The organism is Pseudomonas sp. GW823-FHT02C05 (assembly GCF_058797595.1).
On sequence record NZ_JBXAJU010000003.1, the window covers coordinates 734124 to 748361 of the forward strand.

At 63.2% G+C, this 14238-nt stretch carries 12 protein-coding genes; 7 read left to right on the forward strand and 5 right to left on the reverse strand.

Annotated elements, in window-relative coordinates; genetic code table 11:
- Positions 1–28: 28 nt before the first annotated feature.
- Positions 29–1018: a 2-hydroxyacid dehydrogenase gene (locus tag AC1RGE_RS19795; RefSeq protein ID WP_011062715.1), complete on the reverse strand. Its 990-nt coding sequence runs from the start codon at positions 1016–1018 to the stop codon at positions 29–31.
- Between the two features lie 63 nt (positions 1019–1081).
- Entirely contained in the window at positions 1082–3835 is a 2754-nt protein-coding gene (locus AC1RGE_RS19800) for a response regulator (RefSeq protein ID WP_011062714.1), read from the reverse strand.
- A 219-nt stretch (positions 3836–4054) separates the two neighbouring features.
- Between AC1RGE_RS19800 and AC1RGE_RS19805 the strand changes: the two genes are divergently transcribed.
- The 7 genes from AC1RGE_RS19805 (at position 4055) to AC1RGE_RS19835 (ending at position 12281) form a co-directional block, all read left to right on the forward strand.
- Positions 4055–4777, forward strand: a complete 723-nt coding sequence (locus AC1RGE_RS19805; protein WP_011062713.1) for a response regulator transcription factor — start codon at positions 4055–4057, stop codon at positions 4775–4777.
- A complete protein-coding gene (locus tag AC1RGE_RS19810) occupies positions 4764–6119 on the forward strand; it encodes a histidine kinase sensor domain-containing protein (RefSeq protein ID WP_492584874.1) in 1356 nt (451 codons plus the stop codon). The genes AC1RGE_RS19805 and AC1RGE_RS19810 overlap by 14 nt, the downstream gene beginning before the upstream one ends.
- 117 nt (positions 6120–6236) lie before the next feature.
- Positions 6237–7139: a cysteine synthase CysM gene (gene cysM, locus AC1RGE_RS19815; RefSeq protein WP_011062711.1), complete on the forward strand. Its 903-nt coding sequence runs from the start codon at positions 6237–6239 to the stop codon at positions 7137–7139.
- Entirely contained in the window at positions 7139–8491 is a 1353-nt protein-coding gene (gene rlmD / locus AC1RGE_RS19820; protein ID WP_011062710.1) for a 23S rRNA (uracil(1939)-C(5))-methyltransferase RlmD, read from the forward strand. The genes cysM and rlmD overlap by 1 nt, the downstream gene beginning before the upstream one ends.
- Positions 8492–8613: 122 nt before the next feature.
- Entirely contained in the window at positions 8614–10857 is a 2244-nt protein-coding gene (relA, locus tag AC1RGE_RS19825; RefSeq protein WP_011062709.1) for a GTP diphosphokinase, read from the forward strand.
- Positions 10858–10881: 24 nt separating this feature from the next.
- The gene (gene mazG / locus AC1RGE_RS19830; RefSeq protein ID WP_011062708.1) at positions 10882–11715 is read left to right on the forward strand and encodes a nucleoside triphosphate pyrophosphohydrolase; all 834 of its coding nucleotides are present in this window, start codon (positions 10882–10884) and stop codon (positions 11713–11715) included.
- A gap of 26 nt (positions 11716–11741) precedes the next feature.
- Positions 11742–12281, forward strand: coding sequence for a DUF2058 domain-containing protein (locus tag AC1RGE_RS19835; protein WP_011062707.1), 540 nt, complete (start codon positions 11742–11744; stop codon positions 12279–12281).
- A gap of 101 nt (positions 12282–12382) precedes the next feature.
- Here the strand turns inward: AC1RGE_RS19835 and AC1RGE_RS19840 are convergent, their stop codons facing one another.
- From AC1RGE_RS19840 to purN, 3 genes are all read right to left on the reverse strand, one after another.
- The gene (locus AC1RGE_RS19840) at positions 12383–12571 is read right to left on the reverse strand and encodes a hypothetical protein (RefSeq protein WP_011062706.1); all 189 of its coding nucleotides are present in this window, start codon (positions 12569–12571) and stop codon (positions 12383–12385) included.
- Positions 12572–12855: 284 nt separating this feature from the next.
- On the reverse strand, positions 12856–13569 hold the full coding sequence (locus tag AC1RGE_RS19845) for a DUF3108 domain-containing protein (protein ID WP_011062705.1): 714 nt from the start codon (positions 13567–13569) through the stop codon (positions 12856–12858).
- 8 nt (positions 13570–13577) lie between these two features.
- Positions 13578–14228 carry a phosphoribosylglycinamide formyltransferase gene (gene purN / locus AC1RGE_RS19850; RefSeq protein ID WP_346624677.1) on the reverse strand — a complete coding sequence of 217 codons (651 nt, stop codon included), beginning with the start codon at positions 14226–14228 and terminating at the stop codon, positions 13578–13580.
- Between the last annotated feature and the right edge of the window lie 10 nt (positions 14229–14238).

Consider the following 14238-nt stretch of genomic DNA (forward strand, 5'->3'; position numbering starts at 1 on the left):
GACCTTCGATCAGCCCGTGGCGCGGATTTCAGCCGTGGACCCGGTTCTGCGGCTGGCCAGCTGCCCAGCTGGCGATGTTGTGCAAGGTGGTCTCGGCGATGGCCGCCAGGGCTTCTCGGGTCAGGAACGCCTGGTGCGCAGTGACTATCACGTTGGGAAAGGTCAGCAGCCGCGCCAGCACGTCATCCTGCAGGGGTAGATCGGAGCGGTCCTCGAAGAACAATTGCGCCTCTTCTTCATAGACATCCAGCCCCAGGTAGCCCAGTTGGCCGCTCTTGAGCGCCTCGATCAGCGCCGGGGTGTCCACCAGGCCGCCACGCCCGGTGTTGATCAGCATTGCTCCCGGTTGCATGTGGGCCAGGCTCTGCTGGTTGATCAGGTAACGACTGTCCTCGGTCAACGGGCAGTGCAGGCTGATGATCTGCGACTGGGCCAGCAGCTCGGGCAGGTCCAGGTAACGGGCACCGAGGGCTTCTACGGCGGGATTGGGGAAGGGGTCGTACGCCAGCAGCTGGCAGCCGAAGCCGGCCATGATCCGGGCGAAGGTGGCGCCGATCTGGCCGGTGCCGACAATGCCCACGGTCTTGCCCACCAGGTCGAAGCCGGTCAGGCCGTGCAGGGTGAAGTCGCCTTCGCGGGTGCGGTTGTAGGCCCGGTGCAGGCGGCGGTTGAGCGCCAGGATCAGGGCCACGGCATGTTCGGCGACCGCATGGGGGGAATAGGCCGGGACCCGCACCACATCCAGCCCCAGGCGCTGGGCCGCGCTCAGGTCGACGTGGTTGTAGCCGGCCGAGCGCAGAGCGATCAGGCGGGTGCCACCGGCAGCCAGCTGTTCCAGTACCGGGGCACTGAGGTCGTCGTTGATAAAGGCACAGACCACTTCATGGCGTTCAGCCAGGGCGGCGGTATCCAGGCTCAGGCGTGCGGCCTGGAATTGCAGTTCGATGCCTGCTGGCAGTTGAGCGCCGAGGAAACTCTCGCGGTCGTAGTTCTGGCTGCTGAAAAGAATCGTACGCATGGCTGCATCCTTGTTCGGGGCGCCCAGCATGGCGGCTGGGCGCCGGGCAGGTCTTGCCCTGGGTCAGGCGTTGGTCCGCGCTTCGGCAGCCAGGCGGCCGATGGCGTGGTCCAGTTCATCCAGGGCGGCAAAGGCTTTGGCATCTTCCTGCTTGAGCAGGGTCTCGCTGCGCTGGCAGGCGGCGCGCAATTGCGGCACACCGCAGTAGCGGGTGGCACCGTGCAGGCGATGGACCCGTTCGATCAGGGCGTTCTGGTCATTGGCGGCCCGCGCTGCCTTGATGGCTTCGCGGTCGGCGTCCAGGGACGCCAGCAACATGGCCAGCATGTCCGCCGCCAGATCGGCCTTGCCGGCGGCCAGGCGCAGGCCTTCATCCTGATCCAGTACCTGCAGCTCCAGCCCCAGTTCCGGGCGCTCGCTGGCCCGCTCCGGGCCCTGGTTGCGCAGGGCCAGGCCGGTCCATTTCAGCACCACCTGGGCCAGTTGGCGCTCACTGATGGGCTTGGTCAGGTAGTCGTCCATGCCGCTTTGCAGCAGGGCGCGCTTCTCGTTGGCCATGGCGTGGGCGGTAAGGGCGACGATGGGCAGCGGCGTACCGTGTCGCTCGCTTTCCCACTGGCGGATCGCCTCGGTACTCTGCCGGCCGTCCATGCCGGGCATCTGCACGTCCATCATTACCAGGTCGAAGGGTTCGGTCTGGATCGCGTTCAGCGCGGCGTAACCGTTGTCCACCGCCAGCACCTTGGCGCCCATGTCCTCCAGCAGGGTCTGGATCAGCAGCAGGTTGGCCGGGTTGTCATCGACACACAGCACTCGCGGCGCGCGGCTGGAAAGGGTTTCCTCCGGTTCGCTGCGAGCCCGGCGCGGGGTCACCAGGTCGGACAGGGCCCGGCGCAGCTTGCGGGTGCACGCGGGCTTGGCCTGCAACTGGCTGTGAGGGTTGGGTACCGACAGATGGAACAGTGTCTGTTCGGTGGTCGGGCACAGTACCAGGACCTTGCAGCCCAGGTGTTCGAGGTCCCAGATATGCTGGCTCAGGCGTTCCGGCGACATGTCGTTGGTGGTGATGCCCAATACCGCCAGGTCGATGGCCTGTTCGCTCTGGTGCACGCCGGTAATGCCGTTGGTCAGGGCCTCCAGGGTATTGAACGGGGTCACCTCCAGGCCGCAGTCCTCCAACTGGTGTTGCAAGGCCTGGCGCGCCAGCTCGTGGTTTTCCAGTACCGCCACGCGCCGCCCCAGCAGCGGCGGGCCGGGCAGGTCCTCGGCGTCGTCGCGGGTTTTCGGCAGGTTGAGGCTGATCCAGAACTCCGAACCTTCGCCCGGGGTGCTGTCGACACCGATCTCGCCGCCCATCTGTTCGATCAGGCGCTTGGAAATCACCAGCCCAAGCCCCGTGCCGCCGGGTTGCCGCGACAGCGAGTTGTCAGCCTGGCTGAAGGCCTGGAACAGGGCGCGCACATCCTGGTTCGACAGGCCGATACCGGTGTCCTGGATGCTGATGCGCAGTTGCACGCTGTCTTCGTGTTCTTCTTCCAGCATGGCCCGGGCGACGATAGTGCCTTCGCGAGTGAACTTGATGGCGTTGCTCACCAGGTTGGTAAGAATCTGCTTGAGCCGCAGCGGGTCGCCCACCAGCGACAGCGGCGTATCGCGATAGACCAGGCTCACCAGTTCCAGCTGCTTGGCGTGGGCGGCCGGGGCGAGGATGGTCAGGGTGTCTTGCAGCAAGTCCCGCAGGTTGAACGGGATGCTGTCGAGCACCAGTTTGCCGGCTTCGATTTTCGAGAAGTCGAGGATCTCGTTGATGATGCCCAACAGGCTGTCGGCGGATTTCTCGATGGTGCCCAGGTAGTCCAGCTGGCGTGGTGTCAGCTCGCTTTTCTGCAACAGGTGGGTGAAGCCGAGAATGCCGTTGAGCGGTGTACGGATTTCATGGCTCATGTTGGCCAGGAATTCCGACTTGATCCGGCTGGCCTCCAGGGCCTCCTTGCGCGCCAGGTCCAGCTCGATGTTCTGGATCTCGATGGTTTCCAGGTTCTGGCGCACGTCTTCGGTGGCCTGGTCGATGCTGTGCTGCAATTCTTCCTGGGCATTCTGCAGGGTGCTGGCCATGCGGTTGATGCCCGAGGCCAGCTCATCCAGCTCCTGGCTGCCCAGGGGTGGCAGGCGGGTTTCCAGGTTGCCGTCCTTGAGTTGCGCCACGGCCTGCTTGATCTGGGTCAGCGGGTTGTTGATTGTGCGGCCCATGCGCACTGCCAGTAGGGCGGTGCCGGCCAGCCCGGCGGCAATCAACAGCAGGCTGGCGAACAGGCTGCGGTAGCCGCGCAGCAGCATGCCACTGTGGGACAGCTCCAGTTCCACCCAGCCCAGCAGGCGGTCGGACTCATCGGGAATCAGGTCGCCGGCCAGGTTGCGGTGCCGGCCGAAGACCGGCAGTTGATAGCGGGTCGCGTCGCTGCCGGAGCGTTGCATCATGTGGCTGCTATTACCGGCGGGAGGCGGGTTGAGCATGCTGGGGCCGGCATGGGCCAGCAGGCTGCGATCCGGGGCAAGGAGCGATACGGCGCGCACGTCTTGCTGTTCCAGCGCCTGGGTGGCAATGCGCTCGAGCATCTGGGTGTTGTGGTTGCCCATGGCCGGGGCCACCAGGGAGGCCAGTTGTTCCGCGATCATCTCGCCACGCTGCAGGAGCTGGGTCTGCAGGTCCGAGAGCTGCATCCAGGTGAAGTAGCCGCCCAGCACCAAAGCCATCAGGCTGGTTGGCAACAAGGTCAGCAACAGTACGCGGCCTTTGATTCCCAGTTTCTTGAGCACGCAACTCTCCTGCTTCCACGCTGTTTTGAAAGGTCTACGGGCACGTCCGTGATGCGCCACCTGCGCAGTGTAACGATTTGCCGGGGGCTGATCTTGGCAAATTGCGCCAGGGCGGCCGTCGCCTGAAATGCCTGAAGCCGGGCTGCGACCAAGGCACTGGTTGCCGCGATCCGGGCAATCTTGAATAATCGCCCAACTGAGAATCACTTGCAGAAGTCAATGACTCCCGTATCTGTTGAGCCACCACGTATTCTGACCATTGAAGATGACCCGGTGCTGGGTGCCTATGTGCGCGAGCAACTGGAGCATTGTGGCTTTGCCGTGACCTGGTGCCAGAACGGCCCGGAAGGGCTGGGCATTGCCCGGCGCCGACCTTTCGATGTGGTGCTGCTGGATATCCTGTTGCCCGGAATGGATGGCCTGGAAGTGCTCACGCACTTTCGCCAGAGCCATTCCACGCCGGTGCTGCTGATGTCCGCCCTGGGGGCGGAAGCCGACCGAATCAGCGGTTTCCGCCTGGGGGCCGACGATTACCTGCCCAAGCCATTCAGCATGGCCGAGCTGCGTGTGCGCATCGAGGCCATCCTGCGCCGGGTCGCCCTGGACCGGCGACCGATGCCGCCGGTACCCGTCAGCCTGGCCCAGAGCCTGCGCTTCGACGATGAGCGCAGCGACGTGTTCTTTGCCGAGCAATGGGCCGGCCTGACCCGCAGTGAATACCGCCTGCTGGATACCTTGCACCGCAATGGCGACGAGGTGTTGAGCAAGGCCTTCCTTTATCAGCATGTACTGCAACGCGGTTATGCGGCCCACGACCGCAGCCTGGACATGCATGTCAGCCAGATCCGCCGCAAGCTCAAGGCGCTGGGCTACAGCGAGCGTGAGCTGCGAACCGTGTGGGGCAAGGGTTATGTGCTGAGCGCCTTAGATGAACTGGTCTGATCTGCCGGGGCGGCATTCGCTGTTCTGGAAGCTGGCGTGCCTGTTGGTAGCTTTCTGCCTGTTGATGATCTGGCTGAGCTGGTCTTGGGGGCGTTATGTGGAGCAGAAGAACCTCTACCTCTCCGATGAGGCCAGAGCCACCTTGGGCAGCTATGCCCGCGAGGCCGAGCAGGCCTGGAAGGGCGGCCAGAGTGCCGGTGTCGATGCCTGGATCCAGCAGATCGCCAGCCGCGAGAAAACCTGGATCGGCGTGATTGGCAGTGACCTGCAATCCCTGAGCAGCTACCCGTTGACGCCGGCGGAGGCCCAGCGCCTGACCTTCCTGCGCGGTGCCGACTGGCCGGTGAGCAGGCACGCCCGGGGCCTGCCGTGGCTGAAAGTACCCTTTCCCGAGGATCCGTCCCTGGGCAGCCTGGTGATCGAGTTGCCGCAACGTTTCATGCCGGGGCGCTACCGGGTGTTCTGGCAGGTGATTACCAATGGAGTGATTCCCGGGCTGTTCACCTTGTTGCTGTGTGTCGGCCTGTATCGTTTGCTGGTGGTGCCGCTGAACCAGTTGCGCGAGCAGGCCAACGCCTGGCGGGCGGAGCAGTTGAACGTGCGGCTGTCCAGTGAAACCACCCAGCGTCGGGACGAGCTGGGCGAACTGGGACGGGCGTTCGATCAGATGTCCGAACGTCTGCAGAGTACCGTGGCGGTGCAGCAGCAGTTGTTGCGGGACCTGTCCCACGAGTTGCGCACCCCCCTGAGCCGCCTGCGCGTGGCCTGCGATGGCGAGCGTGATCTTGCCGCGCTGCGCGAGCGCTTGGCGCGGGAGGTCGACGGCATGCAGCGCCTGGTGGAGGACAGCCTGCAACTGGCCTGGCTGGACACCGAGCGTGCGCCACTGCCGCAAGAGCAGATCCAGGTCCAGGCGTTGTGGGAGATGCTCAGCGAAAATGCCTGCTTCGAGAGTGGCTGGTCCGCGCAGCAGCTGCGTTGCGAGCTGGAGGCCGATTGCTGGGTTCGCGGGCACCTCAATACCCTGGTCCAGGCCCTGGAAAACATCCTGCGCAACGCTATTCGGCATTCGCCGGCCGGAGCACGGGTCAGCCTCGGAGGCCAGCGCGACGGCAAGTACTGGCACCTGTGGCTGGATGACGAAGGGCCGGGGGTGGCTGAAGAGGATCTGGAAAGGATCTTCGCCCCCTTCACTCGTCTGGATGGGTCGCGACCGGGGGATGGCGGTTTCGGCCTGGGCCTGAGCATCGCCCGCAATGCCGTAGGGCGTCAGGGTGGGCAGTTGTGGGCGCAGAACCTGGCCCAGGGCTTGCGCATCCACGTGCGCCTGCTGGCGGCCTGAGGCTTGCCCTGGGCTACCTTATTCCAATAAGCCATAAGGCTCGCACTTTGCGTGATATGGCGCTCGGTCGTTTGCCGGTATGATAGGCGCCCCCGCAGTCTGGATTGCGAATACGCCATGACCTTGCAGTACCCAACCATCGCCGATTGCGTCGGCAACACCCCCCTGGTCCGCCTGCAGCGCCTGCCCGGCGCCACCAGCAATACCCTGCTGCTAAAGCTCGAGGGCAACAACCCGGCGGGTTCGGTCAAGGACCGTCCGGCACTGTCGATGATTACCCGCGCCGAGTTGCGCGGGCAGATCCAGGCCGGCGATACCCTGATCGAAGCGACCTCGGGCAATACCGGCATCGCCCTGGCCATGGCTGCGGCGATCAAGGGCTACAAGATGATCCTGATCATGCCCGACAACTCCAGCGCCGAGCGCAAGGCGGCCATGACCGCCTACGGCGCCGAGCTGATTCTGGTCAGCCAGGAAGAAGGCATGGAAGGCGCTCGCGATCTGGCCGAGCGGATGCAGGCCGAAGGCCGCGGCAAGGTGCTCGACCAGTTCGCCAACGGCGACAACCCTGAGGCCCACTACAGCGGCACCGGCCCGGAAATCTGGCGCCAGACCCAGGGCAGCATTACTCACTTCATCAGCTCGATGGGCACCACCGGCACCATCATGGGCACCTCGCGTTACCTGAAGGAGCAGAACCCGGCGGTGCAGATCGTCGGTCTGCAGCCGATGGAAGGCTCGGCCATTCCCGGCATTCGCCGCTGGCCCGAGCAATACCTGCCGAAGATCTACCAGGCCAGTCGGGTCGACCGGATCGTCGACATGGCCCAGAGCGAGGCCGAAGACGTGACTCGGCGCCTGGCCCGTGAAGAAGGGATCTTCTGTGGCGTCTCTTCCGGCGGTGCGGTGGCAGCGATGCTGCGCCTGTCCCGGGAAGTGGAAAACGCGGTCATGGTCGCGATCATCTGCGACCGTGGCGATCGTTACCTGTCGACCGGTATTTTCGATGCGCCCAATTGATGGCTAAGCACGATAGAGGCCTGCGCTTCCAGCCGGCGGGCGGTAGCCGGGCGCCGCAGATTCCAGTGGGCAAGAAACAGCGTTTGACGATTCAGCGTCTGGCCAACGACGGCCGTGGCATTGCCTTTGTCGAAGGGCGTACCTGGTTTGTCAGCGGTGCCCTGGCCGGTGAAGAAGTCGAAGCTCGGGTGTTGGGCAGCCACGGCAAAGTGGTGGAGGCCCGTGCCGAGCGCATCTTCAACGCCAGTGATCTGCGTCGCCCGGCGGCCTGTGCCCATGCCGGGCGTTGCGGCGGTTGCAGTGTCCAGCATTTGCCCCATGACGAACAGCTTGCCCTGAAACAGCGCATGCTCGCCGAGCAGTTGTCCAAGGTCGCGGGTGTCGAGCCCGAGGCCTGGGCCGCCCCCTTGAGCGGTCCCGAGTTCGGCTATCGGCGCCGCGCCCGGGTGGCGGTGCGCTGGGACGCCAAGGGCAAGCAACTTGAGGTGGGTTTTCGCGCTGCCGGTAGCCAGGACATTGTCGCCATCGACGATTGCCCGGTGCTGGTACAGGCCTTGCAACCTGTCATGAACCGTTTGCCCGCCATGCTGCGACGCTTGAGCAAGCCTCAGGCATTGGGGCATGTGGAGTTGTTCAGCGGTTCGGCCCTGGCGGTGCTGTTGCGCCACATGGCGCCGTTGTCCGACAGCGACCTGACGATCCTCAAGGACTTCTGCGATTTCCATCAGGCGCAATTGTGGCTGCACGGTGAAGGCGAGCCGCAACCCTTTGATCCATCGCAGGCTCTGGGCTACCGCCTGGAGACCTGGGACCTGCACCTGGCGTATCGGCCGGGTGACTTCGTCCAGGTCAATGCGGGAGTCAATGAAGCGATGGTCGCCCAGGCCCTGGAGTGGCTCGCGCCGCAAGCTGATGAGCGGGTGCTGGACCTGTTTTGCGGCCTGGGCAACTTCGCGTTGCCGCTGGCCCGGCAAGTGCGGGAAGTGGTGGCAGTGGAAGGCGTGGCGACCATGGTGGCGCGCGCCGCGGAGAATGCCGCCAGCAACAATTTGCATAACACGCGCTTTTTTCAAGCCGATTTATCCCAACCTCTGAGCGCTGCCGAGTGGGCTGATGAAGGCTTTTCTGCGGTACTCTTGGACCCACCCCGCGACGGTGCTTTCGAGGTGGTCCGCCAGTTGGCGACCCTCGGTGCCAAGCGGTTGGTGTACGTGTCATGCAATCCGGCAACTTTGGCTCGTGACACGGTCGAACTGATCAAGCAGGGCTATAGATTAAAACGTGCCGGGATTCTCGATATGTTTCCTCAGACGGCGCATGTCGAGGCCATGGCGTTATTTGAAGCGAGCTAGGATGGCTTGTCTAATCCGACTGGTCTTTCGGGAGTGGCGCGCTGGCCCTGCGAGCCGCACCCGAGCGTTGAAGGTCAGCGATTTGACGCATTGAATGTGCGTCGTAGGGAAGGTAAAGCAAGATGGTACAGGTGAGAGCGCACCAGCCGATCAACACCGACGGCAGTATCAATCTCGAGGCATGGCTCGATCATACGGTCAGCGTCGACATGGCACTGGACCGTGAAGCCTTGAAAGAAGCCTGCGAGTTCGCTCGCGAGGCGGAACTGCAGCACATAGCAACGAAGAATCTCAGCCCCGAGGACGTGTCGAGTTTCAGCACTGGCCTGGAGATCGCCGAGATCCTCGCCGATCTCAAGCTGGATCAGGACTCCCTGGTTGCCGCGGTACTCTACCGGGGTGTCCGCGAGGGCCAGATCCAGTTGCCGGCGGTCAGCCAGCGGTTTGGTCCGGTGGTCACCAAGCTGATCGATGGCGTGTTGCGCATGGCGGCCATTACCGCCAGCCTCAGCCCCCGCCAGTCCCTGGTGCTGGGCACCCAGGCCCAGGTGGAAAACCTGCGCAAGATGCTGGTGGCCATGGTGGATGACGTGCGGGTTGCACTGATCAAGCTGGCTGAGCGTACCTGTGCGATTCGAGCGGTAAAAAGCGCCGACGAAGAGAAGCGCAACCGGGTTGCCCGGGAAGTCTTCGACATCTACGCACCCCTGGCTCACCGCCTGGGTATCGGGCATATCAAGTGGGAGCTGGAAGACCTGTCCTTCCGTTACCTGGAGCCCGAGCAGTACAAGCAGATCGCCAAGCTGCTGCATGAGCGGCGCCTGGATCGCGAGCGTTTCATCAGCGACGTGATGAACCAGCTGCAGAACGAACTGAAGGCCACCGGGGTCAACGCCGACATCAGTGGGCGGGCCAAGCACATCTATTCCATCTGGCGCAAAATGCAGCGCAAGGGCCTGGAATTCAGCCAGATCTACGACGTGCGCGCGGTGCGGGTGCTGGTGCCGGAAATGCGCGATTGCTACACCGCGCTGGGCATCGTGCATACCCTGTGGCGGCACATCCCCAAAGAGTTCGACGACTACATCGCCAACCCCAAGGAGAACGGCTACCGCTCGTTGCACACGGCGGTGATCGGCCCTGAGGGCAAGGTGCTGGAAGTGCAGATCCGTACCCACGCCATGCACGAAGAGGCGGAGCTGGGGGTTTGCGCGCACTGGAAGTACAAGGGCACCGACGTCAAGTCCGGCTCCAACCATTACGAAGAGAAAATCTCCTGGTTGCGCCAGGTGCTCGAATGGCACGAGGAACTGGGGGATATCGGCGGTCTGGCCGAACAGCTGCGGGTGGATATCGAACCGGACCGGGTGTACATCTTCACCCCCGACGGTCACGCCATCGACCTGCCCAAGGGCGCCACGCCGCTGGATTTCGCCTACCGGGTGCACACCGAGATCGGCCACAACTGCCGGGGCGCGAAGATCAACGGGCGCATCGTGCCGCTCAACTACAGCCTGCAGACCGGCGAGCAGGTGGAGATCATCACCAGCAAGCACGGCACGCCGAGCCGCGACTGGCTGAACCCGAACCTGGGCTATGTCACCACATCCCGGGCGCGGGCGAAGATCGTCCACTGGTTCAAGCTCCAGGCCCGCGATCAGAACGTCGCCGCCGGCAAGACCCTGCTGGAACGCGAACTGAGCCGACTCGGCCTGCCACAGGTGGATTTCGACAAGCTGGCCGAGAAGGCCAACATGAAGATCGCCGAGGACATGTTCGCCGCCCTGGGCGCGGGGGACCTGCGCCTGGCGCAACTGGTCAACCTGGCCCAGCAACTGGTGGAGCCGGAGCGGGGCAACGAGCAACTGGAGTTGATTCCGCGCAAGGCTGCCGGCTACAAGCCGGGCAAGCGTGGCGACATCCAGATCCAGGGCGTGGGCAACCTGATGACCCAGATGGCCGGCTGCTGCCAGCCATTGCCGGGGGATGCGATCGTCGGCTACATCACCCAGGGCCGCGGCGTGAGCATTCACCGCCAGGACTGCGCCTCGGTGCTGCAACTGGCCGGGCGCGAGCCGGAGCGGATCATCCAGGTCAGCTGGGGGCCGGTGCCGGTGCTGACCTATCCGGTGGATATCATCATCCGCGCCTACGACCGTTCCGGCCTGCTGCGTGATGTGTCCCAGGTGCTGCTCAACGAGCGGATCAACGTGCTGGCGGTCAACACCCGCTCGAACAAGGAGGACAACACCGCGTTGATGTCCCTGACTATCGAGATCCCGGGGCTGGACGCGTTGGGTCGCCTGTTGGGGCGGATTTCCCAGTTGCCAAACATCATCGAGACCCGGCGCAACCGGACCCCCTGATGCCTGTATGAAATGGATGAACTGATGTACAGCCTTGAAGACCTGCTCCACCTCATGGCGCGCCTGCGCGACCCGCAGTACGGCTGCCCGTGGGACATCAAGCAGAACTACGCCAGCATCGTCCCCCATACCCTGGAAGAGGCCTATGAAGTGGCCGACGCCATCGAGCGCGGCGACTTCGACCACTTGCAGGGCGAGCTGGGGGACCTGCTGTTCCAGGTGGTGTACTACAGCCAGCTGGCCCGGGAGGAGGGGCGTTTCGAGTTCGACGCGGTGGTGGACGGCATCACGCGCAAGCTGATCCGTCGGCATCCCCATGTATTTCCCACCGGGGACCTGTACGCGCCGCTGGACATTCCGCGGCTCGATGAAGACCAGGTCAAGGAGCGTTGGGAGCAGATCAAGGCCGAGGAGCGCGCGGAGAAGTCCGAGGCTCCCCAGCAGTTGTCCCTGCTCGATGATGTGCCGGTGGCCTTGCCGGCCTTGTCCCGCGCCGCCAAGTTGCAAAAGCGTGCGGCCCAGGTCGGTTTCGACTGGCCCGAAGCCCTGCCGGTGGTGGACAAGGTTCGTGAAGAACTGGATGAAGTGCTGGAAGCCATGGCCGACAACGATGCGGCGGCGATCACCGATGAAATCGGCGACTTGCTGTTTGTCGTGGTCAACCTGGCCCGGCACCTCAAGGTCGACCCGGAAACTGCCCTGCGCGGTGCCAACGCCAAGTTCGACCGACGCTTCCGATTTATCGAGCAGGCATTGCGCGACACTGCCCGTCCCATGGAAGATTGCACCCTCGAAGAGTTGGATGCCCTGTGGGGCGAAGCCAAACGTCAGGAAAAGAATTTGCCCAGCTGCGGCTGAGGCCGTTGCCTAAGTGAGTAAGCACCATGAGCCTTTCCCTTCGCGACCAGTTGCTCAAAGCAGGGCTGGTCAACCAAAAGCAGGCCAAGCAGGTCAGCAAAGACAAGCAGAAGCAGCAGCGCCTGGCCCACAAAGGCCAGATCGAACTCGATGACTCCCAGCAGCGTGCGGCCCAGGAAGCCATGGCCGAGAAGGTCAAGCGCGACCAGGAGCTCAACCGTCAGCAACAGGAAAAGGCCGAGCAGAAAGCCCGCGCGGCGCAGGTCAAGCAACTGATCGAAGTGTCGCGGCTGCCCAAGCTGAACACCGAGGACTACTACAACTTCGTCGACGACAAGAAGGTCAAGCGCCTGTCGGTGAATACCCTCATGCGCAACAAGCTGAGCAGCGGCTCCCTGGCCATCGTCCACCATGGCGGCGGCTACGAGGTGATTCCGCGGGAAGCCGCGCTGAAGATCCAGGAGCGCGACCCGCGCCGTATCGTGCAGCTCAATACGCCCACCGAGGCGCCGGATGAAGATGATCCGTACGCGGCCTACCAGATCCCCGACGATCTGATGTGGTAAGCCTTGAATAACGACAAACCCCGCTCATGGCGGGGTTTGTCGTTTGTGGGGGAGGCCGTTGATCCGCGTGGAGATCCCGGCACTCCGGCACTGAGGTCGAGTCAGGAGCTCTGGGGCGCGCGGTTCTGCTCGAGTTTTTCCAATTCAGCCTTGTAGCTGTGGGCGTCGCTCTCGGAGTGGAACATGCCCACCAGCATGTCTTGTTGATGTACATCCCAGATCCGTACACCCGCGGCTACGCCTTCATGGGACATATGTGAATCGTCGCGTTCAGTTACTTTTACAGTCATCTGCTAGCTCCAATCTCTGTTGATCTGCAGCAAGGCGTGTGCAGGACTCTGTTATATATTTTGTTAGCTTGCTAAGTAAATTGCCTGGCGCTGCAACAAACCTTTGCAGAATCGAAGAAAATCCTGCAGCCCGCGTAAACCGTGACATTTCGCCGCAGGGCGTACCGCTTCATGACAAAAGTTTCATCTTCGAGGGCTTGTGCCGGGGCTTGCTGTGCGGGCGAGGAACCAAATCCCGGGCAAAAAAAAGCCCCGCTTTCGCGAGGCTTCGTGACTGCTGCGGCTCAACTGCCTTTGACCGTCTTGCCGTCAACGGTGCCGTTGAGGAGCATGATGTTGTACTCCTTGCCGTCGGTTTCCACCTGTTGCAGACGCACCAGCAGGTAATCCCAGTCCTTGGCGAACCACATCACGGTGATGCGTTTGCTCTGTGTCGGGTCGCGAACGCGCTCGACCTTGATCGCATCGATCTGGCCAGCCTTGGTGTCAACCTTCTCCGAGCCCAGGACACGGAAGTCATAGGTGTCGACTTCACCGCCGTCGACCACTTGATAGCTCATGGTCTTCTTGCCGGCTGCCACATCGTGCTGCAGGGCCAGCTGGTAGGTGGATTTATCCACCATGCCGGTGTTCAGCGGCAGCTTGACCGCATCACCACGGTCGGTGCCGGTGACCATCTTGGCTTTCCAGTCGAAATCCAGGTCGGCTTTCTTGGCTTTGCCCAGACCGCCACGCTCGAAGCGATAGGACTGGGGCACCAGGGTGTCCTTGTCCAGGGTCAGGGTGCTTTCCTCGCTCAGGCTGGCGATCATCATCGATGCCTTGAAGCTGAGTTTCCACGCACCATTGGCGGTTTTTTCCAGGCTGCGTTCAGCAGTGCCGCTCATGGGCAGTTGCTTCCAGTCGGCGGTGTAGCTGGCGGAGAACGGGTGAAGGTCTGCCGCCTGCACAGCCGGCAGGGCGAACAGAGCGCAAGCGAAGAGCAGGGCGCGACGCATAAAATCTCCTAGGTTCGAATCAAATAGCCGCTGGCGGCCAGTAATTGACCATCCAGTAAAGCACCCTGATCGCCGAGCGTCAGCCGACCTTCGGCAAACCAGCGTACGGCCATGGGGTAAATCTGGTGTTCCTGGACGTGCACTCGCTGCGCCAGGCTCTGCGGCGAGTCGTGCAACTCTACCGGGATCACAGCCTGTACGACCAGAGGGCCGCCATCGAGTTCCTCGGTGACGAAGTGCACGCTGCAGCCATGCTCCGTATCTCCGGCCTCCAGCGCCCGCTGATGAGTGTGTAACCCTTTGTATTTCGGGAGCAGCGAGGGGTGGATATTCAGCAGCCGGCCCTCGTAGTGGCGGACGAACCCGGCGCTGAGAATGCGCATGAATCCGGCCAGGACCACCAGTTTGGGTTGGAAGGTATCGATCAGCTCGATCAGCCCCTGATCGAAGGCCTCCCGGCCTTCGAAGGCGGTGTGATCGAGGAAGCGGGTAGCGATACCCGCGTCCTTGGCGCGCTGCAGGCCATAGGCGTCAGCGCGGTTGGAGATCACGGCGGCGATGCGCACCGGGCTGTCGCCGGTGTGCACGCTGTCGATCAAGGCTTGCAGGTTACTGCCGGTGCCGGACAACAGCACCACAACATCACAGGTCGGCGACATCCGCTCTTGC

Excerpts from the sequence above, each read along its gene's own strand:
- AC1RGE_RS19795 (WP_011062715.1), bottom strand. The coding sequence starts at position 1,018 with ATGCGTACGATTCTTTTCAGCAGCCAGAACTACGACCGCGAGAGTTTC.
- AC1RGE_RS19805 (WP_011062713.1), top strand. The coding sequence starts at position 4,055 with ATGACTCCCGTATCTGTTGAGCCACCACGTATTCTGACCATTGAAGAT.
- AC1RGE_RS19810 (WP_492584874.1), top strand. The coding sequence starts at position 4,764 with ATGAACTGGTCTGATCTGCCGGGGCGGCATTCGCTGTTCTGGAAGCTG.
- cysM (WP_011062711.1), top strand. The coding sequence starts at position 6,237 with ATGACCTTGCAGTACCCAACCATCGCCGATTGCGTCGGCAACACCCCC.
- rlmD (WP_011062710.1), top strand. The coding sequence starts at position 7,139 with ATGGCTAAGCACGATAGAGGCCTGCGCTTCCAGCCGGCGGGCGGTAGC.
- relA (WP_011062709.1), top strand. The coding sequence starts at position 8,614 with ATGGTACAGGTGAGAGCGCACCAGCCGATCAACACCGACGGCAGTATC.
- mazG (WP_011062708.1), top strand. The coding sequence starts at position 10,882 with ATGTACAGCCTTGAAGACCTGCTCCACCTCATGGCGCGCCTGCGCGAC.
- AC1RGE_RS19835 (WP_011062707.1), top strand. The coding sequence starts at position 11,742 with ATGAGCCTTTCCCTTCGCGACCAGTTGCTCAAAGCAGGGCTGGTCAAC.
- AC1RGE_RS19840 (WP_011062706.1), bottom strand. The coding sequence starts at position 12,571 with ATGACTGTAAAAGTAACTGAACGCGACGATTCACATATGTCCCATGAA.
- AC1RGE_RS19845 (WP_011062705.1), bottom strand. The coding sequence starts at position 13,569 with ATGCGTCGCGCCCTGCTCTTCGCTTGCGCTCTGTTCGCCCTGCCGGCT.
- purN (WP_346624677.1), bottom strand. The coding sequence starts at position 14,228 with ATGTCGCCGACCTGTGATGTTGTGGTGCTGTTGTCCGGCACCGGCAGT.